Here is a 25,740-nt window from a genome sequence, read left to right as displayed (position 1 = left end):
CTGGGGACACACGGATTTTCAATCCGTTGCTCTACCTACTGAGCTATCACGCCGATGGCCTGTATTAAGCCGTATCTCAGAACAATAGTCAACTATTATCCTGAGTTTTTGATTTAAATGAGTATTTTTTATACTCAAAAAAAATCCCTGATGGGATCAGGGATTGAAAACACATATAGTGGTGGCGAGACCCAGGATCGAACTGGGGACACACGGATTTTCAATCCGTTGCTCTACCTACTGAGCTATCACGCCGAAGTGGGCGTATTAAACAATGTTTATATGATCACGTCAAGCAACTTCCGTGTTTTTTGTAACAAGTGATTATTTTTAAATCACCATCACATACGAACTGGACTTTTAATGGTGTAATTTACCAATATGAGCCAAACAGCGATGAATAGCGCCACAACCCGGCTCAAAAATTTTCACACCTTTTGACTCTTCTATACGGCAAGCTTCTTCAACTAAGCGCTCTGCTACCCCACGACCACGGTTGGCAGGGTGCACAACAATATATTCAAGAACCTTGCTTTCACCTTGTCCTGAAGACCACATTGCCCCTATAATTTTGGTGTTAAATTCGGCAGTGTATAGCGTGGTATACTGTTGTAAATCTTGTTCAAGTTGTTCAATCGCATCGTGCCCGTCACCAAACTCCGGACTTGTATCATACAGTCGCTCAAGCTGATCGCGAATCTCTGAATTATCTAGAGAACTATAAGCATGTACGGTAATAGGCATTGATTAACCCTCCTGAGCAAACTATGATGCTGTCACGAATTCGTCACAGCGAAATTATCGTTACATCCAATCATTTTTGACGTTTTTTTGAGGAACGTGTCCATGACGCAACGTATCAGTGAAGTGGTTAGAAATACCAATGAAACCAAAATTCGAGTTCGATTAAATCTCGACGGTACTGGTCAAGGCACACTAAACACTGGAGTTCCATTTTTAGACCATATGATTGATCAAATCAAGCGACATGGCTTATTTGATATCGATATTCATTGTGACGGAGACCTCGATATTGACGATCACCACACCGTAGAAGACTGTGGAATCACGCTTGGGCAAGCTTTTGCACAAGCTTTAGGCGATAAAAAAGGTTTAAAACGCTATGGTCATTTTTATGCACCATTAGACGAAGCTTTGTCTCGTGTTGTTGTAGATTTATCTGGTCGTCCGGGTTTATTTATGGATATTCCATTTACCCGCGCACGTATCGGTACATTTGATGTAGATTTATTTTCTGAGTTTTTCCAAGGTTTCGTAAACCATGCGCTTATGACCTTACACATCGATAATTTGAAAGGTAAAAATAGCCACCATCAAATTGAAAGTGTGTTCAAAGCACTAGCTCGTGCTTTACGTATGGCATGTGAAGTTGATCCACGTGCAGAAAACACGATTGCATCGACAAAAGGTAGCCTCTAATGACACGTATCGCGTTACTTGATTATGGCATGGGCAATCTACACTCAGCAGCTAAAGCACTTGAGTATGTGGGCGCTACAGTCGATGTGACCAATGATCCAAAATTAATTGCACAAGCCGACAAAATTGTTTTTCCGGGCGTTGGTGCAATGCGTGACTGTATGCAAGGCATGCGTGAAGCAAGTATTGATGAAGTCGTACGTAAAGCTGCTTTTAATAAGCCAGTTCTTGCGATTTGTGTGGGCATGCAAGCATTACTACAAAGTTCTGAAGAAAATGGCGGTGTAGATGCACTAGGTATTTTTGACGGCTTAGTAAAACACTTCCCTCAAATGGAAGGGTTAAAAGTGCCTCATATGGGTTGGAATCAGGTTCACCAATTGGACCCAAACCACCCTATGTGGAACAATATCGAACAAGATGCACGTTTCTACTTTGTACATAGTTATTATGTCGAGCCAAAAGATGAAAGCGTTGTGGCTGCGACCTGTGACTATGGTGTGAACTTCTGCACAGCAATTCACAAAGAGAATTTATTTGCGACTCAATTCCACCCAGAGAAAAGTCATACTGCCGGTTTGCAGTTACTGAAAAACTTTGTGGAATGGAATATTTAATTTCCTTTAAAAAATAAAATAGATCAGGTCGAGATGGCCTGATCTATTTTTTTATTTATAATAACAACCAATCATTTATAGAATGATATTTTATTCAACAAAATATTGAATATTTATACTTTTAAATAAAACCAAATGATCAGGAAAACAAAATGAATTCACCTTTTGAAAATCAACCGATTCAACAAGATTCCCCCTTTAAAGCAAGTGGCCGTTTTGGACGACTCTCTTATGCAGCATGGACCCTCTTATTTTCACTCGTAATTGTGATCGCAGTTCTTATTGTGGCTTTCACTTTTGGACTAACAAATAGTGAAGATTTAAGCGGTCTTTCCACCACAGGAATGATTGTTATAGGTATTGTTTATATTGCCTGTATCTATGTCAGCTTTATATTTACTATCCGCCGTTTACATGATCGTAATAATACGGGATGGCTGTCATTACTGATGCTCATCCCTGCTGTAAACTTTATTTTTATGATTTATCTATTTGTGGCAAAAGGTACAGAGGGGACTAATGATTACGGCCCGCAGCGCCCGACTCTTGGTTGGGAGCGTGTTTTAGGCTGGATCTATATTGTCCTGATTCCACTTGCTTTTGTCTTTGCTATTGTTGCCACAATCATGGCTCCAACCTATGAAGGTTATGTTGAGAAAAGCGAAAGCGTTGTCATTGGTACTCCTTCTCAGTCTCAAGAATTTCTTGTGGTCCTTTATAAAGCCTAGTTCTCTAGGCTTTATTCATATATAAAGCTAATAGCTCAATTCTTTTGTACGCTGTTAAATATGTCCGAAGCCTTTCCCCTCCTTGATAAAGCCTCTATTCAGCAGCTTCCTCCTTTTGAAAATCTTACCCACCAAAATATTGTGGTGATTGAAAATATCGAGCAATGTAAAAATATTGAAAATGAATTAAAAGCAGCCCATTTTTTAGGATTTGATTCCGAATCAAAACCCACGTTTCGGGTGGGCGAAGTCTCGACAGGCCCACACCTTATTCAGTTAGCGACTGAACAAAAAGCATATCTGTTTCATGTAAATTCATTCACTTTAAAATTTTTGCAGCCCATTTTATCTAACCCCAAACAAATTAAAGTCGGTTTTGGCCTCAAAAACGATAACCATATTTTTCATAAAAAAGGCATTGAACTCGAAGGTTGTGTCGACCTCGCAAAAGGCTTTAGCCATTTTGGTTTTAAACAGCAACTGGGGGTACAAAAAGCAGTTGCGCTGTTATTTGAGCAATATCTTGCAAAGTCGAAAAAAATCGGAACGTCAAACTGGGCACGAAAGCCACTTAGCTCTCAGCAAATCAGTTACGCTGCTGCTGATGCATATGCTGCTTTATTGGTATTTCAAGCGCTCAGAGAACAAAAACTATTACCCGCTCACATTTCTCAAACTATTCAAACCGCACTTCAAGCGTAAAGTTATAAAAGTCTTTTCTAAGGCTTAGCGATTGATCAATACTTTGCTAAGATGTGCAAAATTTCATAATCATGATGAAGCAAGGAGCGGAAGCATGCTAATCATTCCTGCAATTGACCTGAAAGATGGTAAATGTGTGCGTTTAAAACAAGGGCGTATGGAAGACGATACCGTTTTCTCTGACGATCCAGTTGCAACTGCCCAGCATTGGGTAAATGAAGGCGCACGTCGTTTGCATTTGGTCGATTTGAATGGCGCTTTCGCAGGCACTCCAATTCATAAACCTATTGTTGAAGCAATTGCTAAAGCTCAGCCAGAATTACCAATTCAAATTGGTGGTGGTATTCGCTCTTTAGAAACAATTGAGCATTATTTAGAAGCTGGCGTGACTTTTGTCATTATTGGCACTAAAGCAGTTCAAGAGCCTGAATTTGTAGAAGAAGCTTGTAAACGCTTTGCAGGCCACATCATTGTTGGTATTGATGCCATGAATGGTATGGTTGCAACTGACGGTTGGGCTAATGTAACTGACGTTAAAGCAACTGATTTAGCAAAACGTTTTGCTGATGCAGGTGTGTCTAGCATTGTTTACACAGACATTGCTCGTGATGGCATGATGCAAGGTGTAAACGTTGAGCAAACTGTAAACTTGGCTCAATACTCAGGCTTACCAGTAATTGCTTCAGGTGGTGTAACTAACCTTGATGACGTTCGTAACTTAATAGGCCAACCAGGCATTTTAGGTGCGATTACAGGCCGTGCAATTTATGAAGGCACACTGAGCCTTCGTGAAGCTCAGCTTTTGTTAGATGAAAATCGTCTTTAATTTTTAAGATGTAAAAAAGAGTCTGTTTAGGCTCTTTTTTTATTTTTTGATTATCTTTAGTTTAATAACTTTTCTAAATCGATAACCTCATCTGCAAGCTCCATTGCGTAGGGTGAATGTGTAATCATAATTACAGATGGAACAACCTGCTGAATATATTCAAGTATATTTTTTGCAGTATCTACGTCCAAGGCGGCAGTCGGTTCGTCTAGGATGATGAGCTGCGGGCGAGCTAAAAGTCCTCGAAGAATGCAAATTCTTTGCTTTTCTCCTCCTGAAAAATTCTTATAAATTTCAGTTAAATCATCATCGAGCGTTAATTGATGTTTTTTCAAAATATGTAATAAATTAAACTGCTCAAGCATCTGAAGTAAGTAAGAATCTTCATATATATGCTGAGAGTTATAGACCAAATTCTCTCTTAAAGAATAAGGAAAAATAACAGGTTGCTGCGCAACGTAAACAACCTCATCAAAAATAGGCTTGGAAAAATTATGGCTAATATCGATATTTTTATACAAAAGCTGTCCTGACTGAATCTGATATACCCCCATTAAATAATTCATCAGAGAAGTCTTACCTAGACCTGTTGGGCCAATCACGACATATGTTTTATTGGTTAAGATTGTTAAATTAAAATGATCTACAGCTCTTTTCCCTAATAAAAATTGAGCATTTATAAATTGAAAGAGAACGTTGGAGTCTTGAACGATAGAATGCGTATAATTTTCTTTATTGAGATCAAAGTATTTTCGATATTTTGCTAAGGCGACAAAGTTGCCATTTAAACGCATCAAGCTTTGGGAAACAGCTAAAAATGGATTGGTGAGTTGAATAATATAAGTACTTATCAATACGAAAGCACCCGGAGTCAATTGCTTTTCAGTTGAAAGAAACACTGTAAATAACATAAAAATGAGTAAAAATAGAAAGATCAGGAACAATTGAGAAATCATCAATAGCCCTATTTTCTTGTTCCTATCTTTAGCTGTTGTGATGTATGAATCTAATGTGGCATTAAATTTTAACAATTGAAACGGTACCGCATTTTTTACTTTAATTTCATATGAATTTGAAATCTGATGTATCAAATGACTATTCACCTGATTATCTTTTTGATACATCGAATCGAATAATGAACTGCTTGTTTTATTTATATGAAAGGAAACTAAAAAAATAACGATAGCTACCAATAAAAAACTGATACTAAAAAGTAAGCTAATGGTTGTAAATAAAACTGCAAAGATCATGACCAATTGAAAAATAATTGGGCCCAAATGAAGCAGTAATGTTAGATTAATCTCACCAAAAGCAGAACTTCCTCTTGCAAGATCACTGATTACTGTTCCAGCCTCAATTTGATCTTGCTCATCTTTTTTGAGGTTTAAATAATTTTTTAGGCCCGCAAAGATTAATGCACCTTTGAAATCAACCATCAAATAAGCACTAAAGATATTTTGCGTCCAATGACATAACTCATTCGCTAACCATGCTGCAGCATACGCGAGTACAATTAGATATAAGAAATTAAATGGGAGTCGAATATCTAGTGAAAAGTTATATTCCTGTGCAGAGTAATCAATAATAATTTTTAACAAGTATGGCAATAATGTCGTAAAGAATGCTGTAAACATCACTAATAAAAACATGAGAAACATACTACCCTTCTGTTTCTTATAATTTTCTTTAGAAACCTGCCATAAAAATTTATAGTTTTGAATATCTTGCGAACTTAATAAAAACTTCATTTCTGTATCTTTTTTCTATTAAAACGAGTTAAAAATAATTTCATTACACAAGAAATATCATAACTTGCCTTATTTATTCTTATTCATATTTTTTTGTTTAAAATTAAGTTCACTGTTTTTCAAATAGGTGATATTTCACTGTAAAGACTTAATAGCTTGCTTAATTTCAAAAGAAAATTTTTTATAAAGATTTAAAAAATCGGTTAATCAATACACCACATTTCGAATAAATTTAAGCACTTGGTTGCCACTATTGATATAGGTATAAGTCACTGAACTAGCAAAACTAAAAGATGAACCAGCAGGAATTATTTTTATACTATCGGTAAATTGTATGGTCAACTCACCTTCTAATACATAAATCAGTTCTTGCCATCCTTCCGCATCTGCTTCGGCAATATAAGATTCACCCACTGCCAATGACCACGTCCACAGCTCAACTTGGGAGCGGGATGGGACTGAAGCCAGTAAAGTTGCTTTGCTTTCTTCTTTGTCTCCCTGCCAAGCTAGTACATTCACTAAGGCTTGTTCTTTGAGCTCTGGCGCACTCACAATCGTTCTAAAATCTACGCCCAACACTACCGCAATCGCATCGAGTTTAGCCAAGCTAATATTGACTTGCCCCGTTTCTAAAGCAGCGATTGTCCGTCTACTCACACCAGCCTGATCGGCTAAATCCTGCTGGCTTAAACCTCGCTCATCTCTTAATGAACGAATATTTGTGCCGACGTGCTGTAAAACGGTGCTGGACTGGGTCATAAAATAAATAGCAAAGAAAATATGAGCAATATATTGCACAAAACATAGGAATACTGCAATATGTGCAGTATATTGCACAATTTCTTCTGATCAGATATGTCACCAATTTCTCTGAGCTCAAGCAAAGCCCCACAGCTAGCTCTTATCCTAATTACCATTATTTGGGGTGGAACATTCCTTACTGTGCAGTATGCACTGAATTTTTCTTCACCTATGTTTTTTGTGGGCTGTCGCTTTGCTGTAGCGGCGCTTACTTTACTGCTTATTTCATTAAAGAGTATGAAAGACGTTACTTTAAAAGACTTGAGCGCTGGCAGCGCGATTGGCCTTGTAATTGCGGCAGGCTATGGCACACAGACGATTGGTCTTCAAACCATTCCAAGTAGTGAATCGGCGTTTTTAACGTCACTTTATGTGCCGCTTGTCCCTCTTTTAATGTGGCTTATCTTTAGAAAAGTTCCACACATTATGACTTGGATTGGAGCAGCTCTGGCTTTTGCTGGTCTTGTTTTGTTGACAGGCAATGGCTTTGAGAAAATCTCCTTAAGTTTTGGGCAGCTTTTAACAGTGCTTGGCGCATTTGCGATTGCTTTAGAGATTATTTTTATTAGCTACTTTGCTGGAAAAGTAAATTTACGCCATGTCACCATCATTCAACTCGCTGTCGCATCTCTAATTTCTTTTACCATTATGCCTGTGGTTGGTGAACATACGATTCCAGCATTCTCATGGCCTCTTGTGATGATTGCTGTTGCATTAGGCTTAGCCAGTGCACTCATTCAATTTGTGATGAACTGGGCTCAACGTGTGGTTGAACCTTCACGGGCTGCAATTATTTATGCAGGAGAACCCGTTTGGGCGGGCATTATTGGTCGAATTGCTGGTGAGCGTTTACCAGTCATTGCTCTTTTGGGTGGTGCTTTAGTGGTATTAGGTGTTTTAGTGAGTGAGTTAAAAATTAAGTTACCGACCAAAAAAGTCAAAAGAATTCGAGAATAAAAAAAGAGAGCATAATGCTCTCTTTTTTATCTATTAAGGTTGATACATCGGTCTATTATCATTTAACGCAATCAAACCGCGAATTGCACGATATACAATCCAAATCCACGCAGCAGCAATTACGCCTACGCAGAATACGGTCGATGAGACTGCAACCCCTGCAAACAGATCAGGATTTTCACCCGTAAAGAACAAGAAAATAAACGGCAAAAAGGCGATAATATTCCAAGCCAGATACCACCAGAATGTTCTGATTTGCCATGTAAAGTGGCTCTCAAAAATTGAACCTTGTACATCAGAACGTTTCACGTAGTTAATAATTAGAGCAATAACCGCAAGTAAGCCGCCTGTAAAAATGGCAACAATATAAAGTACATATAAAATAAGCGTTAAAGTACGATTTGAATCTTGGTCGATAGAACTATTCATTTTTATACCTCTCGAGTTTAATAAAACGATTTACTTTTATGAGCCCCGCAATACGTTTAAGGGAGAAATTAGCCACAAAATCAAAAGTAAATGAAGGAATATGGTACAAAAATAAATCTTACGAAAGGGTTGTTTTTGTGTTTTATGTCTCAGTTTTTGTTGTGCCCACCATGCAGCAGGCCAGCCCCCTAAAAAGCTGACAATATGCAATGTTTGTTCAGGCACACGGCGATTACCCAATTGTGCTGCTTCTTTGTCTTGTGAATAGAGCCAATAACTCAGCACATTCATCATTAAAACAAACAACAAGGCGTAAGCTGGCAAAGTATGCATAAAGCTCATAATGCCCATTAAAACAAAATAAAATACGATCCCCATTTGCATGGCAGACCATGGTTTGGCTTGAAAAGAAGACTCTGTTTTTGTTGGCTTTGGAGCTTTACGAGTTTGAGATGCCTTTAAATAGGTTACCTGCTGGGCACGAAAGCGACCACGTTCATCAAGGATAATCAGATATTCCAGTGCACAGCCAATAATTGGCCGAGGACCGGGGCGTGCAAAATCTTTGATATGCAAAAAGACTCTCTCTTTTTCAGCATCATCTGGCTGAATAAAGCCATAACCTTTTTCGTCGAACCATTCGACTAATCGCCCCTGATCTCGCATCTTTATTCCTTATCCTTTTACATGGCTTAAACGGTCTTGCATCATTTCTCGCATTTCTAGCGGGTCTTTTTGCAAAATGTCGTCGCCTGTACGTCCTTCTTCTTTATTTTTTTGAGCAACTTGCAAACGCATCGACCAAAAACGGCACGCCGCCATTGCCAAGAATACATCTAAACATTCAAGTTCATCTGAAGTAAGCGCACGAACTTTTTGATATGCCTCTAAGTAAGCTACTACTTTGTCTGAGTTTAAATGTGCTTCTGGATATTCGGTACAAAAATCATTGATGGTAATCGCAATATCAAATAGCAATTCATCTTGATTTAACTCGTAAAAATCTAAAATACCTTGTAATTGCTCGCCTTCAAACAAGGTATTGTCGCGGAACAAATCTGAATGAATAAAACCTGTTGGGCGATTTGAATACTGCGCTGTTTTAGCATTAAATGCTTGATAGACCTGTTCAAGTAAATTTTGGTCTTCTTGCATCATGCTTGGTTTAAGCTGCTCTGCAACACCTGTCCAATATTGATGATCACGTCGATATTCACGCTCAAGCGGAAAATCTTGCAAAGCCACATGCAGTTTTGCCTGTGCATCTGCAATTGCGGCAACTTGTGCGACTGTCGTTTGCATGGGATGGTGACCCATAAGACGTGGTGCAATCTGTGCAGGTTTTTCTGCAATAACATGAACTGCTTGTCCGCTATGTTTTAACGGCACAGCAACGGGTACATCATGAGTCCCCAATTGTTCAAGAACAGGAATCAGTTCACCCGCCCCTTGTGCATCTAACTCTTCAAACACGGTAAGTACATATTGTTTACGGTTTACATCAACCAAAAAATAATTGGTGTTTTGAATACCTCCCTGAATTGGGTTCAGCTCCAACACCTCTAATCCATAAGGTGCAGCAAAGGTGCGAACTTCATCTAAACTCAACGGGGTATAAACCGACATGGAAAACCTGCAAAAAACATCTGTGAAGTTTGATAGAATACCTCTTCCCTCCATGAAGGTGTAGCGCCTGTGTAGGAACTTTCACCAACGGCGATTATTTTTGGAAAAAGCTATGCTTGCTAAACGTATTATTCCTTGCCTAGACGTTGATAACGGACGCGTAGTTAAAGGCGTTCAATTCCTCGATATTCGTGATGCTGGCGACCCTGTTGAAGTGGCACGTCGCTATAACGAACAAGGTGCAGATGAAATTACTTTCTTAGACATTACCGCTACACATCATGGACGCGATACCACTTACCGTACTGTTGAGCGTATGGCCGAGACTGTATTTGTGCCATTAACTGTCGGTGGTGGTGTACGTAAAGTTGAAGATATCCGTTCGTTATTAAATGCAGGTGCGGATAAAGTGAGTATTAACTCAGCAGCCGTATTTAATCCTGAATTTGTTCAAGAAGCTTCACAGCACTTTGGCGCGCAATGTATTGTGGTTGCGATTGATGCCAAAAAGACTGGCGACAACAAATGGGAAATCTTTACCCACGGTGGCCGTAAACCAACCGGTATCGATGCGATTGAATGGGCTGTAAAAATGGCTGACTTCGGTGCGGGTGAGTTACTCATTACCAGTATGGATGCCGACGGTACTAAAGCAGGTTACGATATTGCTTTAATGCGCGCTATTAATGACCGCGTTACAGTTCCAACGATTGCTTCAGGCGGTGTAGGTAACTTACAACATCTTGCAGACGGTATTTTACAAGGTGGCGCCGATGCAGTATTGGCAGCAAGTATTTTCCACTTTGGCCAATATACAATTCCAGAAGCTAAACAATATTTAGCTGAACAAGGCATCGAAATGCGCTTGTAAGTTTATTGATATTTAAAGGGGCGATATGCCCCTTTATTTTTTATGCAGCACCGTCTACAACATTCAGATCACCGATGAGTTTAGACTTTTCTTTTTTCTCTACCCATTTTGCAGGAAAGATTTTTTCTACAGCTTGAGATAAAGGTTTAGCAATCACTGTCGGTAACCGTATGCCCAAAGGATTTTGTTCTTTTAAATCTGCCGAAGACACCACACGTGTTCCCATCACATAATCAAACCAAGGCTTGGTCACACACCAATTGGCATCTTGATTAGACTTCATGTGGTGGTCGTAATGCCATGGGATTTTACGCTTCGCCCATTCAGGCTCCAGATGTGCACGACGATGAATATAATAATAATTTCCAGCACTGTACCAAGCTGCAAGTGCCATACCTTTTGAAAACGGGTAAAAAATTGCGCTTGAAACGGTAGCCACCACGGCTAGTGAAATTAACTCATTTTTAGTCCGCCAATTTCCAACACCTTCCACATAACAATCATCATGAAATTGTTGTTTGCGTACTTCACGATGATGTGCCCAATGTGACTCCATGCTTTTTGGCACAGGGCTATATCTCGGTTGTCCAGCACGATGTACCCCATGCAAAATATATTTATGAGCTACCCATTCAAATGCGTTGGCAACCGCAATTCCAGCAATAAACCCTTTTAACATCGCTTTACTCCTTTTTCTTTTTATTCAGAATATAAAATTCGATATGCTATGTATTGACCAGAATTTATGGTTTCATTGACAAATCACGACAAGAAAGAGGTGGTCAGGGATGCCACAACTAAAAAATTATACGGGTTCAGTCTATGGAGGACTTGGACACCTACTAAAAGCTTACTGTGAAGCCAATCAGTTAGCAGTACCAGAGCAATTAGAACAAATTCAAAATCTGGAACGCTTTGACTATGTGGTTTGGCGTGATTTATTAGAAGTCATCTATAAATTAAACCCCAAGCCGGGTTTAGGCCTAGAAATTGCCAAATATGTACAACCCAAACACTTAGGGATTATTGCCTACCTTGCACTCTCTTGCGATAACCTAGGTGAAGCTTTAATTCGCTATCATGATTTTCATCGTCTAATTTATGACGGAAGTCCGTTAGTGGTTGAGCTATATGGGCAATATGCTTCTATTCGCTGGGAAGCTACAGAGTTGCACCCTACCCAGCTTACCGATGAAATTGCGATTGCTCTGGTTATTCAATTTTTACGCCTTTTTATGTCTCACCAAGATGTGCATTTGCATGAAGTACATTTTTTAAATGCCCCACCTAAAAACATCAGGGTTTATGAACAATACTTTCAATGTCCAGTTCGTTTTAATCAGCCCCGTACCCAATTACTCATTCCAAGTTCTGAAATTAATAAGCCTCTGAGCAGTGCCGACCACACGCTACAACAATTACTGGTTCAACAAGCCCAAGCGCTTTTAGAACAATTACCAAATTCGACCCAACTTGATCAACGCTTACAGCACTCAATTTTGACTGGGCTACAAAAGAATCAATATCAAATTGAATATATTGCAGCTCAACTAGGCCTTTCGGTTCGACAGCTTCAGCGCCACTTACAACAACAAAACACCACCTTTCAGGAACGTGTTCAGCAAGTACGGTTTATGCTCGCAACCGAGTATTTAAAAGATCCGCATTTAAGCTTACAAGAAATTGCTCTTTTGCTTTGTTATTCAGAACAAAGTGCTTTTCAAAGAGCATTTAAACATTGGACCAATCAAACACCACAACAATGGCGAGATCAATTTTTAGACAAAGAATAACCAACCAAAACTTACAAATCTTTTCTTGATTAAAACAACACTGAAAACAAAAATTTCATATAGTCACATGCTTCAAATTTATGTGACGCAATTCACATTAATTAAAATAGATTAAATAAATGAGTAATCAGAATGAATAAATATTTTGCTGAATTTCTAGGTACGTTTTGGCTAGTCTTTGGTGGTTGTGGTAGCGCAGTATTAGCCGCAGCTTTCCCTGAACTTGGTATTGGCTTTGCAGGTGTAGCCCTTGCCTTTGGTTTAACCGTACTCACAGGTGCATATGCTCTAGGGCATATCTCAGGTGGACATTTTAATCCCGCGGTAAGTGTTGGCCTTTGGGTCGGCGGCCGCTTCGATGTTAAAGATCTCATTCCCTATATTGTTGCTCAAGTGGTTGGTGCCACTGCTGCGGCATTTGTTCTTTACATTATTGCTCAAGGTCAAGCTGGCTTTAGCGGTGTTGGTGGTTTTGCTTCAAATGGTTTCGGTGATTTATCACCAAACAAATTTGGCTTAGGTTCTGCTTTCATTATTGAAGTGGTACTTACAGCTTTCTTCTTAATCATTATTTTAGGCGCAACTGACCGTCGAGCACCTGCTGGCTTCGCCCCTATTGCTATTGGTTTAGGCTTAACGCTTATTCACTTAATCAGTATTCCAGTCACGAACACTTCTGTGAACCCTGCACGTAGTACAGGTGTGGCGTTCTTTGCTGAAACTGCTGCTTTAAGTCAGTTGTGGTTGTTCTGGGTGGCGCCGATTTTGGGTGCTGTAATTGGTGCGCTTATTTATAAGGTGGTTGCTGGGGATAAGGATTAACACGATGAAGCTCTACTTCGTAAAATCGAAAGTAATCAGCTAATTCTCATTACTTTTGTTTCGGCAAAAGTAACCAAAACCATTGCCATTCACAAAACCTGTTCTCTGGGATCATTTATCTGATCCCACACAGTAACAATCCTGATCTTAAAATGGGCAGGTTGTGAATGGCTTTATCACGAATCAGATTTCACGCATTATTCAATAACCATAGAACTTTGACCAGATCAAACTCTATTAATGAATCATCTATAAAAACGGATTATTAATTTCTTTTTCAGCTGGACGTTCAATTTTCTCAGGCAATTCTTCTTTTTCCAAAGCCGCAACCACTTCGTTTAAAAAGCTCTGTAAAGCCTTCGCTTGTTCTAACCCAACTTTGTCTTTGGTGATTTGCAAGTTGCCATAAATGCTGATGCAATCGACATCATTTTCTAATGTTAAATCTTCAATTGAAGAAGACTCTGTACCCTTTTCAAATGGCTTAAACATAAGTGTTGTCTCGTTGTTATATCTTCACAGTGTAATACGACCAATTTAAAAAAAATCAATCAAAATTAAAAGTGCCGATAAAATTAGAAATGCGCCCATCAAGATATTAAAATATTTCAAACGGTTGCCATGGTTAAGCACCACTGAAAATTTATCACCACATAACCCCCCAAAAGAACAAACAAGCATAGCAAGTGAAAAAATAAATAATGATAAAGATGGGCAAAGACTGCGGATTTTCTATGCTTGAAAACATGGTAATACCAGACACACAAGCCAACCATGCTTTCGGATTGAGCCACTGTAACAAGAAACCATCTTTAAAATTGGGAATAATCACCTGTTCTACAGGAGCACTTGAAATAGAAATATTGGTGGCAGAAAGAATAATTTTTATACCGATATAACAAACAAATAGCGTTCCACAAATCGCAAGAATTTTTAACACAACAGGAAATTGAGTTAATAAACTCTGAAGCCCAAATGCCATAAAAATCAAAAGTAAGGTAAAACCAATGGTCGCGCCTGAAATGTAAGGAAGCGACCTTTTTAAACCATGATTTAAACTGGTCGATAAAATTACGGTATTTACTGGACCGGGGGTAATAGACATTGCAAATGAAAAAAGAAACATCGAAGCAAACATTGTTATTGTCCTTATTAAAATAGAATCCATAGACAGATCTGTCTATGGATTCTATTTTAAATAATTACGGTGTTGCAATAACAATCAAAAAAATTGCTTACTTCAAGATTTGCAAGAAATAGTTCACCAATGCTTCAACCAGTTGCTTCACAATGGCTTGGCGTGTTTCTTCATCAATGCTTGGAACTTTTGCTTCCATCGGTTCTGAAGAGCCACTTTTTTGCTTTTTAAACTGGTCTTGTAACACGTTAATTTGATCAGCATTTAAGTCCTGCTCACATTGGCTTTCTCCATCCCAATGTAAATAGTCTAGCTTCTGATTTGGCTTAACCGATGCTGCCGTTAAAGGTAGACGATAGACATTACGCTTTTGCTGCTCAGTTAACTGCGGAAACAGATTAACGCCCAAGCGTTCTTCAAGGTAGCAAACACTCACCACTTTCACTTGTAGAGAGTTATTGTTGGGTGCGTAGTAAGCCCCAATAGCGCCAGTTTTTGGCATATACACCGCTTTATAAATTGCGGTTGGAACGATTACACCCTTACCAATGGTTTTAAGGCGTTTGCCCTCAAAAACAGGGCCAGTAACAACATATACATCTTGTTTTTGCTTGGTCGCAATGGCGCGTGTGGCTTCTTCGAGTTTACGCCAGACTTCCTGATTATTTTTAGGCGCTTGCGGCACCATGTTGCTTAACGAGAAGCTATCAGACTGTGAATTTTTATTTGGCATATCACCATTCGGTGCCATATGCCCACGGTCATAGCCTGAACCACGATAGTCACTTAACAGTGCACGATGCTTTTGATCAACACGAGTTTCTTCATGAAAGTTATCTTCACGCTTAATTTTGACACTCAAACGTTCTGCATTTAAATGCTCGGCCGACCATAACGGCGTTTTAGAGATGCCTGAATACAAAACGTTAAAGCCGTTAAAGCACAGCGGATAACTGTCTTTTTTTAAGCTTTCTTTATTTAAAGCAGGAGGAACTTCACGATAGAACTGATTTAAACAAGTCGAGTTAGTACTTAAAGGTGAAAACCACTGCGAAATCTTTTCACTACCAAAAGCAATTGCAAAACTTCCCGCAGCAATACAAGCAAGAATAATCTTGCCAAAATGCTCACTTAGAGAAAAAGAGTTTGTACCTTTACTACGTTTTTTACTTGCCATGTTTCTATCAATACCACTGTCCACACGCAGCTTAACAACCCTGCTTTTTTAAGTATATCTCTTATCTTTCAAATGGTTAAAACATGGTCATCTTTTTTGTAACTCCATTCCCCATTACGTAACAATCTGTTGGAATTATGAGAGGCTTTGGCTATTCAATTACGCCAATTGCGTATCTTTCGTTGAAAAACACTGATTGCTTATGACATGGTTAGCTCCACAAATTTGGATAAAAATATAATCGGAGTCCACTTAATGATCCATTCAAAGATTATTGGTATTGGCGTAATCACGGGATTATGTAGTATGGCAGCTTTGGCTGAACCAGCAGTCCAACCAGGAGATACTTTAGAAAGTTTGTCTAAAGTGAAAGTTACGACAACGGTAAATGGCCAACCTGGTTCTATTAGCGATTTAGTCAATAGCGGACAAGTACAACAAGTTTCTGCTGCACCGACAAATGCAGCGCCTACAGGTGCTCCTATTCCGGCAGATGTTCCACCAGCACCTCCAGCAGGCGGTGAAATGGCACCTCCAGCACCAATTGATGCAGTGCCACCTGCACAAGATCAGGCGTCTCCAGCGCCACAAGATCCGAATGCTGCACCACCTGCGGCAGATTCAACTCAGTCGGCAGACCCAATGGCAAAAGATGGTGCATTACCAGCCGATGCACCTGTTCAAGCTCAATAATTTGAGCCATAAAAAAACCAAGACATTTGTCTTGGTTTTTTTATTACATCAAATTTTTATATTTCGATTTGACTACCTAACTCAACCACACGGTTGGTTGGAATTTGGTAGAAGTCACTCACCGGACTAGTATTACGCTGCATAGAGATAAACAGTTTCTCTCTCCATGGAGACATACCATCACCCACCGAATGAACAATACGATCACGGGAAATAAAGAAGCTGATATGCATTAAGTCATATTCAAGACCTAACTGCTCGTAAGCTTGCATGAGTGCTTTTGGTACATTCATTTCATCTTTAAAGCCGTAGAAAATCTTAATACGGAAGAAATGTTCAGCTAAGGTTTCTGTTGAAATACGGTCTTCTGGTTCAACAAAAGGTACATCCTCAATCACTACAGTGACCAAGATATTGCGCTGATGCAGCACTTTATTATGCTTGATGTTATGCAGCATGGCATGTGGTACAACGTTCGGTGTACCTGTCATAAAGACGGCATCGCCCGGAACCCAGTGCACGCTATTACCAATACTTTTCACAAACAAATCTAACGATAACGTATCGTGTTCGAGCTTGGCAAAAGTGAGCTCACGACCACGTTTCCATGTCATTAAGATGGTCACTGCAATCGCACCAATCAGTAATGGCACCCAACCGCCTGACAAGATTTTAAGTGACGTAGCTGCGACTAAAACCGACTCTAAAACAAAGAATGGAATAATCAGGAGTAGCACTTTTGGCATGCTCCACTTCCAAGCCGAATAGATGAATACAGCAACCAAAATCGTGTCACACAGCATCGTTAAGGTTACAGCGAGACCATAAGCACTTGCCAAGTTTGAGCTGGTTTTGAAAATCAAAATTAAGATAATAATTGCGATTAAAAGTAACCAGTTTAAGAAAGGAACATAAATCTGGCCTTCTTCAGACTCAGAGGTATGTTTAATACTTAAACGCGGTAAATAGCCCAATTGAATCGCTTGACGTGCAAGTGAAAACACCCCAGAAATTACGGCTTGAGAAGCAATCACGGTTGCCATGGTCGCCATAATAATCATTGGGTAAAGTGCCCACTGCGGCACCAATAAGTAGAACGGGTTTTGAATCGCCGCTGGGTCTCTGAGCAACAATGCACCCTGCCCTGCGTAGTTTAAAACCAGACATGGCAACACCACAATGAACCATGCAAGACGAATCGGAATTGGTCCGAAATGTCCCATATCGGCATAAAGTGCTTCACCACCAGTGACTGTTAACACCACAGCACCCATCACGAAAAAGGTCATGACTGGATTGTGATAGATAAACTGAATCGCCCAATGCGGACTAAACATGCCTAACACCACAGGGGTTTGAATGACGCTGTGAAGACCTAATAATCCTAACGATAAGAACCACACCATCGTAATCGGGCCAAAAAACTTACCGACAAAGGCCGTACCGTGTTTTTGTACTAAAAACAACGCGATGATAATGGTAATCGCAATTGGCATAATGAACGGGTCAAACACATCGGTTGCAATCGATAAGCCTTCGACTGCCGAGAGTACTGAAATGGCTGGGGTAATAATACCGTCACCAAAAAACAGCGATGCACCAATAAAGCCGATGGCAATCATGTAGATTTTTTTGTTATCGGCAATTTTGGCTTTACGTAAGTTCAATGCGAGTAAGGCCATGATTCCGCCTTCGCCATTGTTGTCTGCACGCATGACGATGGCGACATACTTGATGCTGATGATCAGCATTAAGCACCAAAAAATAATAGATAAAATTCCTAATACGTTTTCAGGCTGAATTCCCAACCCATGCGCGGCATGGAAGGACTCTTTTAAGGCGTAGAGTGGACTTGTTCCAATATCTCCAAAGACCACCCCAAGAGCTGCCAAAGCCGTGGCAGGCAAGGTTGCTTTTTTGGCCGTATTTTGCATTGTGTAATTAAACCAATATGATTTTTATCGCAATCTTATCACCTCTATTATTTTTTTTCTGTAAAGCTCATCTTAAATCTTGGCAGAACTTGTTTTTTTAGTTACTATCGCACGCCTTGGTGAGGTGTCCGAGTGGCTTAAGGAGCACGCCTGGAAAGTGTGTATACGTTTGCGCGTATCGAGGGTTCGAATCCCTCTCTCACCGCCAGAATTGAAATTTAAAGAGGCTTAAATCTAATGGGTTTAAGCTTTTTTATTAGCCAAAATATTAAAAAATAGTCAGAAAAAGCCGATAATTTTCTCACCTTATTTAAGCCCCAGATTAAATTAAACATTTCAACTCAATGAAAAATCTCACTTCTTTAGCTAAGAAAGCAATTCACTCCCATAACAATTTAAATTTACCCTTTTCAATTTATTCAGCTTATAAAGAACAAAAAATTAGAAATGTTCCGATTACGAAACCTTTACTCATCGCTATTTTAAGTGGCATTAAAGAGTTAGGGAAAACTGAAAACATTGTATGTGGAACTGGTTCTTTTATATTTTTATCAAATAGTGCCAGCATTGATATGCGCAATATTCCAAATCAAGAAGAATATTTTGCGCTCCTCATCGAGTTCGACTTTGATGACTTTAAAGACCTCCCTACCTCTTCAGGAACTCCTAAAAAGTTTGTACAAGGCCAACTCAACGCCTTACTCGAAAATGCACTTTCTCAATTTATAGATTTTTCTCTCATTGCCCCGTCTTCTGTTTTTAAATTTAGAAGAAGAGAACTTTTAGAGCTTATTTATCATTCTGGTTATACCGATATCTCTAGCCTGAATATGACTACAAGCTTGAGTGAAAAAGTTCAGGCATTAATTTCTGATCATTTGTCTACAGAACTCACAGCTGAATTTATAGCATCCCAACTTTTCATGAGTTCATCGACGTTAAGAAGAAAGCTGAAAAGTGAGGGAAACAGTATTCAAGACATTCGTAATAGAGTAAGGCTGGGGCATGGATTGCACTTAATTCAAACCACCAATAACAGCATTGGAAATATTGCATTTGAGTGTGGCTACCAATCTCAATCTAGATTTACTGAACAATTTAAAAATTTGTTTGGGATTACCCCTCGTGAACTACGTAAGACCAAAATGCTCAGTTAAGGCGAATTTATGGCAAATCTGCGTATAAAAAAATTTAAGAAGAAAACTTAAGATCTTTTACACACTAAAAAAGGGTCTTAAGAAAGCAGATGAAAAAAGTAGCGGTGATTTTATCGGGTTGTGGTTATTTAGATGGTTCTGAAATTAGAGAATCTGTTTTAACCCTCTTGGCTTTAGACACAGCAAATATTGAATATCAAATTTTTGCACTCGATGAGCCTTTGTTTCATGTCATCGACCATGTGAGTGGAGAAATAAGCGAAGGTGAAAGCAGAAATATTTTACAAGAAGCAGGACGAATTGCCCGAGGTAAAATTTCCACACTCGATCAACTTGATGAAAATGAATTTGATGGGCTTATTATTCCCGGTGGATTTGGCGTCGCAAAAAATTTATCAACTTTTGCCTTTAAAGGTGCAGAAGCGAGAGTACATGGTACGGTAGCCTTAATTCTAAAAGCGTTTCATCAAAGTAAGAAACCTATTGGGGCAATTTGTATTTCCCCTGCGCTCTTGGCGCTTACGTTTGGAGACTTACACCCAACTATTACTTTGGGGTCTGACGTTAACACTGCTAAAGAAATTGAAAAAACTGGTTCGATTCACCATGTCTGTCAGACTTCAAAGAGCGTGGTAGATAACCAGAATTTATTTGTTACCACGCCTGCCTATATGGATGATCAAGTTTGCTTAAAGGATATCTATACAGGGATTACAAGCTTGGTTGAGGCGATGATAACTTTAGCAAATTAAGGTTTTTTTATGAGGGATAGAGATTTCTATCCTTCTATTTGATTGTCTTCATTCATTGTTCCTAGGTAATCCGCACTAGTGATGGGCCTTTACAGTGACAGAGAAAACTAGCTGAGGCACTTTCCCCTTTCAATTCTAAAGACTATTGGTCTTTGTTTTATTAATGTTATAGCTTAAAAGTTAGTAATAATATGTGAATGTTACAGTATTAAAATAATTATAATATGTGACTGCTGAATTAATTTGAGATGGATTTAATACTTAATATGTTTTGAGTATTTTACTCTATGTCAAATTGCTAAAAGCAACATTACTATCTTGTGCTATTAAAAAACCAACTACTAATTTCTACTTTATAAAAAAGGTGCCATTATGGGTTATCTGCGTAAAAAAAGTTTCATGTTCTTTCTTGATGCTGACGCTCCAGCAACAAATAAAACGTTAAGCAAAAATGAAATTGAAGAGATTGAGTTAAAACATAACGAAAATAAGACGCAAAGGATTGAAAATCTGATCAAATCCTATGCACAACAGCTTGGGCAGACAAATGAAGACCGGCTTCGAGAAGTGGCGAATATAGTGAAGGAGTTAGACAATAATACAAATGTACTCCATGAGTACATTCGTGAAACCTTCCGTTCAACAAATGAAATGCCCTGGCGTACATTCTGTCATGAAATTCACAAAATTGCGCACTCGCAAGCCGAGTTACCAGATAACAGCTATAAACCTAGCCGCTCTAGTGGAGATACTGTCCGTTTCAGACAAGATGGATATCTGGGTGTCGACGTTGCACCGGCAGGTACCAGTTATGATTCAAAGAAGGGTGAATATTATGATAACGGTGAAAGAAGTGCTTCTCTGTGGGTAACCGTCGATGAAGGGTGGGAAAAAGACGGTAACTGGGGAGGTTATCTTCGAATCACATGTGCCACGCACAAAAATAAATACATAGATTCCAAGGATGGATGGGTATTACCTGTCTCTTCGAAGGCTGATAAGGTTACATTTTACGATATGGGTAACTACTACGAAATCTGGCAGAAAGATCGTGATTCGGGGCGCCCACTGACAGTAGAAGGCAATACCTTACGATTCGGAGACAGAGCCAATCCAGGGAAGTGGAATATTCAGGATGCAACTTGGGACTAATGTAACCTGAACATCTGATACAATTCAGATGCTTAAAGTGACCCGGTGACATTAGTATCACCGGGTTTCCTGAATAAATGAGTCCACTACCACAATATATTTAAGCCTCTATACCTTATCCCTCATTTTATTATGTTCTTTGTATGGATCTAATCAACTATAAGTAATTTCGCACCATTCAGGCTAAAAGACTGATGTGGTTCTGAATTGTCTCCGACTTGATAACTCATACCTGAAGTTAAAGTAAATGTTCGACCATCCTTCACCCTACTTTCTAACTCGCCTTCTAGGCAAAATAATATGTGCCCTTTTTCACACCAATGGTCAGCTAAATAGTTTGCTGAGTACTCGACAAGTCTCACTCTAATTTTATTTGTTTCTTCACCAAAAAATTGAGTTTTCCAGTAAGCTTTTCCAGTTTCACCGCTATATTCAGTGACTTCAATTTCTGCCCAATTTGTAATTTGAAATGGAAAAGGCGCGATATTCATAATTTTTTCCAAAGACGTATTATTGTATTTTCAACTTATAGACAAATTTGATTTTTGCAAACTGTTTATTAAAAAAATCAGAAAGATAACAAAACTATTTTTCACTTATAAAGACCCAAACCATCAAGCTTAGGCCTTTCCCATCTTTAAACTTATTCAGACAATGCTAACAACTTCTGAACATACTGAATCGCATTATTGTCTATGTCTTGGTGAGTCGGAATAACGTCGTCTTCTGACGGATTTGTGTCTAAACCATAAAATGCATGAAGCGGTTGATAGACTGCCCCAACATATAAAGCTGTTAGTTCAAATGGTGTAAAAATCTTCTCTAAAGAAATTTGATACTCTCCGCTTTCTGAATAAACTTGTTCTTGCCCACCAGCAGATAAAGCTAGCATAAACTTTTTATTTTTGAGCTTGTCGCCTTCTGAACCATAGGCCCAACCATACGCCAAAACTTCATCTAACCATTGTTTTAATAGTGGTGGGCAGTTAAACCAATACACAGGAAATTGAAATACTAAATTTTCGTGTTCTTCGACCAGCGCTTGCTCTTTGGCAACATCAATCACCCCGTCTGGATAAGCTTGATAAATTTGGTGAATCGTAAATTGATCGGGATGTTTTTCTAGTTCCTCAATCCATCTTTTATTTACAACAGACTGGTCTATGTGAGGATGCGTAACAATGACTAATGTCTTTTTCATTATGAAAACACTCTTATCGAAAAGTAGATAAATCGATTATAGAAGTGTGCTTTCCTAAATATAAGTACGGTAATTTACGTTATATACTATACTAAAAGATAGTGTGGATTTTTAAAATGGATGACTGCATTCCAACGTATACGCCATTAGAAGATACGGGTTTTGGCTACACCCTTTCTTTGATTAATGGCAAATATAAGATGATTATTATGTATTGGCTTTATGGAAAAACCGTCATGCGTTTTAATGAGCTGCAACGCTGCATTGGAAATATTTCTTTTAGAACGCTTAGCAATACACTCAAAGAATTAGAAAGAGATGGACTGATTCATCGTAAGGAATATCCTCAAATTCCGCCAAAGGTTGAATATCGCCTTTCAGAAAGAGGACAGTCTTTGATTCCTTTGTTAGATATGATGTGCGATTGGGGCGAGCGCAATAAGCCGTCTTAGTTTTATAGACTTGAAGTGATACTAAATATGAGAAATGAATTAAGAGAAATTTTTATTAAGGGATGCGACGATAAAATTGAAAAGAAGGGTGACAATGTCGGTCTGTCTTTTTATGCTTTTTTTAAAAATAAAAATGATAACCCTGAGTTACTGATGGAAGCGGCTCATTGGTGGATTATGTTGCATAAGCTAGATCACTTCGAGAAGGCAGTTAAGATTAAACTGTTGGTTTTGAGTGAAAGTTAAAAATTAGAGCTAGTTAAAAAAGGCTTAAATTTAAATAATTTAAGCCTTTTTACTATTTAAAAAAACATCTACTTAACATATGGCCAAACATCAGGATCTGTATATTCCTCATCAATATGATAGCCTTCAGCCTTAGCTTTTATCTCTTCCTTTTCCCTATATTTTTTATTTTCAATTAATCTCTTTTTAAACGCTTGCTTGAATTCACTAGGTGTCATTTTATCAGAGTCAGTAATTGAATCTCTTTCGTTGTAGCGAACACTCTGAAAGCTAAATCTAAGCATATATTGCTCTTCATTACGCTCATTCTTAGCTGTTCTTTTTAAACTAATATCTAAAATAACCCCATTAGCGTAAAACCTATAACCCAATGATTTTGTAGGGCTATTGTTTATTATATTTTTCCACTCTTCAAAACTAAAAATATAACTTGGGTCAATGACATCACGACTTTTCGATAGATGTTTAATATTATCTTCTTTAGCGATACGCGGAGCATCTGTGAAGAAATAGTTTTTCCAGCCAGCCTGATTAATACGTTTCATTAAAGCTACATAGCTTTGATATATCTGCTCTGGGGTAGCAAATTCTTCTTTTGTTAGTCCAGCATCAATATCTAAAACCTGAATCCCTTCATTTTTATCATATTGAGTACCTAATACAGAAAAAACATGCTCGATTAATAAACTATTAGCACCATTCTCTATTTTTAATTTTCCTAAATGAGGAGGTGAAAATTGAAGTTCTCTAAAGCTAACGCCAGCTGGGTGATTATCGACATCGCCATCACTATACTTTAAAAAATCTTGAACACCTTGTTCACCCATATGCAAAGTGTAGGACTGCTGATTCATAGTCAAATTCTCATTATGTTCTGATGTTGGCTGACAAGCGGAAAGTAATAATCCAAAAATAAAAATTAAGAAATATTGTTTAAATTTTGCCATCATTACTATCTTTCCCTACTTTAAACTCTGCTTTGCTATCCCCCCATCCTGCAATAACTCCTAATTCTTTTTCTAAAAAATCTCTCCCTTTATCACTTTGCATTAAGCGGTGGTATTTACCAGCCGCAACCTTAATCCACTTTATACGGCTATCATAATTCTCAACTTGTGTTCCCTCTAATGGTTCGCTATAAACCGTTTCAGGTAATTGCGATAGAACACCCGCATGACGTCCTTTATGCTGTCCTTGTTTATTTGGCTTTACTGCATCGACGCCGTAATCACTCGATAAAACAAGGGTACTATCTGGTAGGCCGGTAATACGTTGTAAAGAGGCCTGCTTCTGGACTTTCCATTCCTTCCACACAAGTTCTTGTAAAATATTATATTGTTCTTGAACTGCAATCGCCATTAGATGGTCAAAAAGATTTTTAGCGGCCGTTTTAAAATTATCGTTTCGAGTTTTCCCTGCTCGCTTAAAAGTACTTTCAATATCAGGTAAATATCCAAAACCCTCTTCTATCTGGTCAGTCCATCCTAATTGTTTAATAACTGATAAAGAGTTAGACCAAGGCAAATTCTCGACTTCTTTTTTAATATGTTTAAAACCAGATACTTTTCGGGCTTTCTTACAACTTTTAAATGAGGCTGATGAAGCACTCCATGCATAGTGCCATGGTGCAATATCCATAAATAGCCATAAATTGCCCTTAGCAAAAGAATGTACCGGATCTCGAATCATAGAGTTAATAACAGGGGCTGTTAAAACACCGCCTACGGCACCAGAAATCACGGGTGCCCACTTATACCCCCATGCAGTCAACCCATGTTTAAAAATAGCAGCTACTGTTTTAGAGGCAAATGCTCCAAGTCCCATCCAATAGTAACGACCTCTAAATTGTTTAATCCCTGAAATTTCTTGTTCTAAATAAATTCTGGCATAGACAGAAGCGATACGCCTTGCTCTAGCTTCATACCCAGGTTCGAGTTTGTAATGATTCGCATTTTTCAGATTAGAAACTCTTTTTATTGCTTCTTGCTGATAAATTTCCCAGAAAGTTGAACAATCACATTGAACAGTTTTACAGCTATTTTCTGTAGTATTGGTATTACTGTCCCAATCAAGACTTCCACTCATTTAGCATCACCATCATTGTCAGCAGAATCAGCCTCGAAACTTATCCAATTTAAATCCAACTTTAAATTTTCTTGTGTAGAAGAGTGAATACGTTTAGATCTACCTTTTTCATCTGCCTGAGAGATATACTCATTTCCATCGGTAGAAATTTTATAGTCTACTTTTTTCATGGGTTCACCAGAAGGTAATAACATTTGAAACTTTTCGTTATATGCTTCATAAGCAGGTAATCCTTGAATATTTACTCCTACCTCAGCCCCACCTTTAAATAGATGTTGCCCAGCTTTTACTTCAAACTTTGCTGGTGTAATTAAGGTAATACCATTTTTATTAATAATAATTTGAGAGCCGCCAGCCATATACAAAACCCTATCTAGTAAAATTTTATTTGTC

Annotated in this window: 30 protein-coding genes, 2 tRNA genes and 1 pseudogene; 16 read left to right on the top strand and 17 right to left on the bottom strand. The window is 38.5% G+C overall.

What is annotated here, in order from left to right:
* Positions 1–179: 179 nt before the first annotated feature.
* Together RMB03_RS05685 and RMB03_RS05680 are read right to left on the bottom strand one after the other, a co-directional pair.
* Positions 180–255: transfer RNA gene (locus RMB03_RS05685), tRNA-Phe, on the bottom strand.
* A 105-nt stretch (positions 256–360) separates the two neighbouring features.
* Entirely contained in the window at positions 361–744 is a 384-nt protein-coding gene (locus RMB03_RS05680) for a GNAT family N-acetyltransferase (protein WP_003653877.1), read from the bottom strand.
* A 102-nt stretch (positions 745–846) separates the two neighbouring features.
* Here RMB03_RS05680 and hisB point away from each other — a divergent pair, with 102 nt between their 5' ends.
* The 5 genes from hisB to hisA all read left to right on the top strand — a co-directional run bounded on the left by hisB (position 847) and on the right by hisA (position 4,313).
* Entirely contained in the window at positions 847–1,440 is a 594-nt protein-coding gene (hisB, locus tag RMB03_RS05675) for an imidazoleglycerol-phosphate dehydratase HisB (protein ID WP_004639787.1), read from the top strand.
* The gene (gene hisH / locus RMB03_RS05670) at positions 1,440–2,057 is read left to right on the top strand and encodes an imidazole glycerol phosphate synthase subunit HisH (protein ID WP_311074551.1); all 618 of its coding nucleotides are present in this window, start codon (positions 1,440–1,442) and stop codon (positions 2,055–2,057) included. The genes hisB and hisH overlap by 1 nt, the downstream gene beginning before the upstream one ends.
* A gap of 152 nt (positions 2,058–2,209) precedes the next feature.
* The gene (locus RMB03_RS05665) at positions 2,210–2,785 is read left to right on the top strand and encodes a DUF805 domain-containing protein (RefSeq protein ID WP_311074549.1); all 576 of its coding nucleotides are present in this window, start codon (positions 2,210–2,212) and stop codon (positions 2,783–2,785) included.
* Between the two features lie 60 nt (positions 2,786–2,845).
* Positions 2,846–3,487: a 3'-5' exonuclease gene (locus RMB03_RS05660; protein WP_311074546.1), complete on the top strand. Its 642-nt coding sequence runs from the start codon at positions 2,846–2,848 to the stop codon at positions 3,485–3,487.
* 94 nt (positions 3,488–3,581) lie between these two features.
* Positions 3,582–4,313, top strand: a complete 732-nt coding sequence (gene hisA / locus RMB03_RS05655) for a 1-(5-phosphoribosyl)-5-[(5-phosphoribosylamino)methylideneamino]imidazole-4-carboxamide isomerase (RefSeq protein WP_004639792.1) — start codon at positions 3,582–3,584, stop codon at positions 4,311–4,313.
* 56 nt (positions 4,314–4,369) lie between these two features.
* Here the strand turns inward: hisA and RMB03_RS05650 are convergent, their stop codons facing one another.
* Together RMB03_RS05650 and RMB03_RS05645 are read right to left on the bottom strand one after the other, a co-directional pair.
* Positions 4,370–6,061 (bottom strand): ABC transporter ATP-binding protein, encoded by a 1,692-nt coding sequence (locus RMB03_RS05650; RefSeq protein ID WP_311074543.1) that lies wholly within the window; start codon positions 6,059–6,061, stop codon positions 4,370–4,372.
* Positions 6,062–6,268: 207 nt separating this feature from the next.
* Entirely contained in the window at positions 6,269–6,820 is a 552-nt protein-coding gene (locus RMB03_RS05645) for an XRE family transcriptional regulator (protein ID WP_209831884.1), read from the bottom strand.
* Positions 6,821–6,916: 96 nt separating this feature from the next.
* On the opposite strand from RMB03_RS05645, the gene RMB03_RS05640 reads away from it, so the two are divergent.
* Positions 6,917–7,819: a DMT family transporter gene (locus RMB03_RS05640; protein WP_311074542.1), complete on the top strand. Its 903-nt coding sequence runs from the start codon at positions 6,917–6,919 to the stop codon at positions 7,817–7,819.
* 33 nt (positions 7,820–7,852) lie between these two features.
* Here RMB03_RS05640 and RMB03_RS05635 read toward each other — a convergent pair whose 3' ends face one another.
* From RMB03_RS05635 to RMB03_RS05625, 3 genes are read right to left on the bottom strand one after another with little or no spacing between them, the layout of a single operon-like run.
* A complete protein-coding gene (locus RMB03_RS05635; protein WP_311074541.1) occupies positions 7,853–8,248 on the bottom strand; it encodes a hypothetical protein in 396 nt (131 codons plus the stop codon).
* Between the two features lie 36 nt (positions 8,249–8,284).
* The gene (locus RMB03_RS05630) at positions 8,285–8,914 is read right to left on the bottom strand and encodes a DUF1294 domain-containing protein (protein WP_003653900.1); all 630 of its coding nucleotides are present in this window, start codon (positions 8,912–8,914) and stop codon (positions 8,285–8,287) included.
* Positions 8,915–8,923: 9 nt separating this feature from the next.
* Entirely contained in the window at positions 8,924–9,874 is a 951-nt protein-coding gene (locus RMB03_RS05625) for a homoserine kinase (RefSeq protein ID WP_311074539.1), read from the bottom strand.
* Positions 9,875–9,986: 112 nt separating this feature from the next.
* Here RMB03_RS05625 and hisF point away from each other — a divergent pair, with 112 nt between their 5' ends.
* A complete protein-coding gene (gene hisF, locus RMB03_RS05620; protein ID WP_005038191.1) occupies positions 9,987–10,745 on the top strand; it encodes an imidazole glycerol phosphate synthase subunit HisF in 759 nt (252 codons plus the stop codon).
* A gap of 40 nt (positions 10,746–10,785) precedes the next feature.
* Here the strand turns inward: hisF and RMB03_RS05615 are convergent, their stop codons facing one another.
* Positions 10,786–11,424 carry a hypothetical protein gene (locus RMB03_RS05615; RefSeq protein WP_311074536.1) on the bottom strand — a complete coding sequence of 213 codons (639 nt, stop codon included), beginning with the start codon at positions 11,422–11,424 and terminating at the stop codon, positions 10,786–10,788.
* Positions 11,425–11,533: 109 nt separating this feature from the next.
* Here RMB03_RS05615 and RMB03_RS05610 point away from each other — a divergent pair, with 109 nt between their 5' ends.
* On the top strand, positions 11,534–12,538 hold the full coding sequence (locus RMB03_RS05610; RefSeq protein WP_311074534.1) for an AraC family transcriptional regulator ligand-binding domain-containing protein: 1,005 nt from the start codon (positions 11,534–11,536) through the stop codon (positions 12,536–12,538).
* 132 nt (positions 12,539–12,670) lie between these two features.
* Positions 12,671–13,360, top strand: a complete 690-nt coding sequence (gene aqpZ, locus RMB03_RS05605; protein WP_003653910.1) for an aquaporin Z — start codon at positions 12,671–12,673, stop codon at positions 13,358–13,360.
* Positions 13,361–13,609: 249 nt separating this feature from the next.
* Here the strand turns inward: aqpZ and RMB03_RS05600 are convergent, their stop codons facing one another.
* The 3 genes and pseudogenes from RMB03_RS05600 to RMB03_RS05590 all read right to left on the bottom strand — a co-directional run bounded on the left by RMB03_RS05600 (position 13,610) and on the right by RMB03_RS05590 (position 15,675).
* Positions 13,610–13,852 carry a hypothetical protein gene (locus RMB03_RS05600; protein ID WP_267531282.1) on the bottom strand — a complete coding sequence of 81 codons (243 nt, stop codon included), beginning with the start codon at positions 13,850–13,852 and terminating at the stop codon, positions 13,610–13,612.
* A gap of 45 nt (positions 13,853–13,897) precedes the next feature.
* Positions 13,898–14,498, bottom strand: a pseudogene (locus tag RMB03_RS05595) (LysE family translocator).
* A gap of 97 nt (positions 14,499–14,595) precedes the next feature.
* Positions 14,596–15,675: a DNA/RNA non-specific endonuclease gene (locus tag RMB03_RS05590; protein WP_311074529.1), complete on the bottom strand. Its 1,080-nt coding sequence runs from the start codon at positions 15,673–15,675 to the stop codon at positions 14,596–14,598.
* 255 nt (positions 15,676–15,930) lie between these two features.
* Here RMB03_RS05590 and RMB03_RS05585 point away from each other — a divergent pair, with 255 nt between their 5' ends.
* Positions 15,931–16,368, top strand: a complete 438-nt coding sequence (locus tag RMB03_RS05585) for a hypothetical protein (protein WP_311074527.1) — start codon at positions 15,931–15,933, stop codon at positions 16,366–16,368.
* A gap of 56 nt (positions 16,369–16,424) precedes the next feature.
* Here the strand turns inward: RMB03_RS05585 and RMB03_RS05580 are convergent, their stop codons facing one another.
* On the bottom strand, positions 16,425–18,302 hold the full coding sequence (locus tag RMB03_RS05580) for a potassium transporter Kup (protein WP_151744118.1): 1,878 nt from the start codon (positions 18,300–18,302) through the stop codon (positions 16,425–16,427).
* 118 nt (positions 18,303–18,420) lie between these two features.
* Here RMB03_RS05580 and RMB03_RS05575 point away from each other — a divergent pair.
* The 4 genes from RMB03_RS05575 (at position 18,421) to RMB03_RS05560 (ending at position 21,363) form a co-directional block, all read left to right on the top strand.
* A tRNA-Ser gene (locus RMB03_RS05575) sits at positions 18,421–18,510 on the top strand.
* 136 nt (positions 18,511–18,646) lie between these two features.
* The gene (locus tag RMB03_RS05570; protein ID WP_311074525.1) at positions 18,647–19,459 is read left to right on the top strand and encodes an AraC family transcriptional regulator; all 813 of its coding nucleotides are present in this window, start codon (positions 18,647–18,649) and stop codon (positions 19,457–19,459) included.
* 89 nt (positions 19,460–19,548) lie between these two features.
* Positions 19,549–20,211 carry an isoprenoid biosynthesis glyoxalase ElbB gene (gene elbB, locus RMB03_RS05565; RefSeq protein ID WP_311074523.1) on the top strand — a complete coding sequence of 221 codons (663 nt, stop codon included), beginning with the start codon at positions 19,549–19,551 and terminating at the stop codon, positions 20,209–20,211.
* A gap of 372 nt (positions 20,212–20,583) precedes the next feature.
* Positions 20,584–21,363: a hypothetical protein gene (locus RMB03_RS05560; protein ID WP_311074521.1), complete on the top strand. Its 780-nt coding sequence runs from the start codon at positions 20,584–20,586 to the stop codon at positions 21,361–21,363.
* Between the two features lie 149 nt (positions 21,364–21,512).
* On the opposite strand, the gene RMB03_RS05555 is transcribed toward RMB03_RS05560, so the two are convergent.
* Together RMB03_RS05555 and RMB03_RS05550 are read right to left on the bottom strand one after the other, a co-directional pair.
* Positions 21,513–21,854: a DHCW motif cupin fold protein gene (locus RMB03_RS05555; protein WP_311074518.1), complete on the bottom strand. Its 342-nt coding sequence runs from the start codon at positions 21,852–21,854 to the stop codon at positions 21,513–21,515.
* Positions 21,855–22,006: 152 nt separating this feature from the next.
* Positions 22,007–22,564 (bottom strand): NAD(P)H-dependent oxidoreductase, encoded by a 558-nt coding sequence (locus RMB03_RS05550; protein WP_005044140.1) that lies wholly within the window; start codon positions 22,562–22,564, stop codon positions 22,007–22,009.
* 116 nt (positions 22,565–22,680) lie between these two features.
* Here RMB03_RS05550 and RMB03_RS05545 point away from each other — a divergent pair, with 116 nt between their 5' ends.
* Both RMB03_RS05545 and RMB03_RS05540 read left to right on the top strand, forming a co-directional pair.
* Positions 22,681–23,016, top strand: coding sequence for a helix-turn-helix domain-containing protein (locus tag RMB03_RS05545; RefSeq protein ID WP_004639833.1), 336 nt, complete (start codon positions 22,681–22,683; stop codon positions 23,014–23,016).
* Between the two features lie 27 nt (positions 23,017–23,043).
* Complete coding sequence (locus RMB03_RS05540; protein ID WP_311074514.1) at positions 23,044–23,262, top strand: DUF6500 family protein; 219 nt, start codon at positions 23,044–23,046, stop codon at positions 23,260–23,262.
* A 68-nt stretch (positions 23,263–23,330) separates the two neighbouring features.
* Here RMB03_RS05540 and RMB03_RS05535 read toward each other — a convergent pair whose 3' ends face one another.
* The 3 genes from RMB03_RS05535 to RMB03_RS05525 are packed head-to-tail and all read right to left on the bottom strand — an operon-like array spanning position 23,331 to position 25,706.
* Positions 23,331–24,212: a hypothetical protein gene (locus tag RMB03_RS05535; protein ID WP_311074512.1), complete on the bottom strand. Its 882-nt coding sequence runs from the start codon at positions 24,210–24,212 to the stop codon at positions 23,331–23,333.
* On the bottom strand, positions 24,196–25,347 hold the full coding sequence (locus tag RMB03_RS05530; protein WP_311074510.1) for a DUF2515 family protein: 1,152 nt from the start codon (positions 25,345–25,347) through the stop codon (positions 24,196–24,198). The genes RMB03_RS05535 and RMB03_RS05530 overlap by 17 nt, the downstream gene beginning before the upstream one ends.
* Entirely contained in the window at positions 25,344–25,706 is a 363-nt protein-coding gene (locus tag RMB03_RS05525; protein WP_017390909.1) for a hypothetical protein, read from the bottom strand. Before RMB03_RS05525 ends, RMB03_RS05530 begins: the two co-directional genes overlap by 4 nt.
* Positions 25,707–25,740 lie beyond the last annotated feature (34 nt).

It is taken from the genome of Acinetobacter sp. V91_7 (genome assembly GCF_031799075.1).
GTDB classification, from domain to species: Bacteria; Pseudomonadota; Gammaproteobacteria; order Pseudomonadales; family Moraxellaceae; genus Acinetobacter; species Acinetobacter calcoaceticus.
The sequence above is the reverse complement of the archived record's forward strand: the minus strand, read 5'-3'. Positions and strand labels throughout refer to the sequence as shown.